The sequence below is a fragment of the Moorena sp. SIO3A2 genome (assembly GCF_010672265.1).
GTDB lineage: Bacteria > Cyanobacteriota > Cyanobacteriia > Cyanobacteriales > Coleofasciculaceae > Moorena > Moorena producens.
This window is the reverse complement of sequence record NZ_JAAHHC010000126.1, coordinates 1-1,516: the sequence shown is the minus strand read 5'-3', so window position 1 is coordinate 1,516 and position 1,516 is coordinate 1. Positions and strand designations below refer to the sequence as shown.

The 1,516-nt window shown below is 41.7% G+C and carries 1 protein-coding gene and 1 pseudogene; one reads left to right on the top strand and one right to left on the bottom strand.

Annotated elements, in window-relative coordinates; genetic code table 11:
• Nucleotides 1–34 precede the first annotated feature (34 nt).
• Nucleotides 35–1,342: pseudogene (locus F6K64_RS38010) on the top strand (IS4 family transposase).
• Here the strand turns inward: F6K64_RS38010 and F6K64_RS38005 are convergent.
• Nucleotides 1,317–1,516 (bottom strand): hypothetical protein (locus tag F6K64_RS38005; protein ID WP_287268010.1); only part of this gene is annotated, 200 nt, incomplete at its 5' end. The pseudogene F6K64_RS38010 and the gene F6K64_RS38005 sit on opposite strands and share 26 nt — an antisense overlap.

Here is a 1,516-nt window from a genome sequence, read left to right as displayed (position 1 = left end):
GCTAGAATCGCCTCTGGCATCTATTATCACAAATATGGAACAATGGATATTGAAAGAGCTAGGAAGAACAGATTTAGGAGACAAAAGAAGAACTAAAAGGTTCATGGAAATTGTCTCTAATTTAAGCAAATCACCGTCCGCAACAGTGCCAACGGCAAGTGGAACTTGGGCAGCCACAAAGGCCACATAGGATTTTTGGGATTCCCCCTACATCAAACCATCAATGATTAGACAAGGGCACATAGAGGCGACACAGGAGCGAATTTCTCAGCATCAAGTGGTATTGGCCATACAAGATACCACAGAACTCAACTATACAAAGCAAAAAGCACTGTCTGGAGCTGGATATCTTGATAGCAAATATGCAACAGGATTAAAAGTGCATTCAGTCTTGAGTGTAAGCAGTAAGGGATTGCCACTGGGTATACTCGACCAGTATGTTTGGGCTAGAGTTATAGAGGAATTGGGAAAAGCAGAGCAAAGAAAAAAAAGAACGACGGCACAAAAAGAGAGTCAAAGATGGCTAGATGCCTTAACCAAAAGCGAACAGCTGATACCAGAATCAAAAAAAGTGGTAACGATTACTGACCGAGAAGGAGATTTTTAGGATTTATTTGCTTATCCTCGTCGCCTCAATTCAGAGTTTCTGATTAGAGCAAGTCAAAACAGGTGTTTAGATTCTGGTGAGAAGTTATGGTCAGGAGTAGAATCTAGTTCTCACCAAGGTCATATGACAGTAGAGGTCAAACGCAATCCTACTAGGAAAGCCAGAAGAGCTACTTTAAGCATTCGTTATACTACTGTGACGATTCAACCACCTCAGAATCGAGGTAAAAAAGAACAACTAGCGCCTCAAGAGTTACAGGCAATTCTAGTCACTGAAGAAGATGCACCACCAGAAGTGGAACCGATTCAATGGTTACTGTTAACTACCTTAGAGATTAATTCTATCGAAGATGTAGAGCAATATGTACGATGGTACAGTTATCGTTGGCTAATTGAACGCTACCACTATGTATTAAAAAGTGGTTGTCGCCTGGAGCAGTTACAACTGAAAACAGCTCAACGATTAGAGATGGCCTTGGCAACTTATAGTATAGTTGCTTGGCGTTTACTCTGGCTTACTTATTTGGCTCGCCATTGTCCTGATGTTAGTTGTGAAGAGGTCTTAAAATCCTATGAGTGGCAGGCACTTTATGCGACGATACATAAACAAATTTATCCTCATCAAAAACCGCCAAACCTATCACAAGTAGTGCGTTGGATTGCACAATTAGGCGGTTTTTTAGGCCGAAAAGGTGATGGTGAACCAGGAGTTAAAGTTCTCTGGCGTGGACTTTGACGATTGGATGATATTTCAGAAACTTGGCACTTTTGTCAAGAGCTGGAACATCACTGAGCCAACATTGATGGTGCTGATTAGATTGGTTGAGCTGTCTATAGTGCAGGGGTGTATGATTTGCCACAAGTACCATAGAGTATTTATAGGGGGAAAGCGCCGAAATGAAGATTAGCG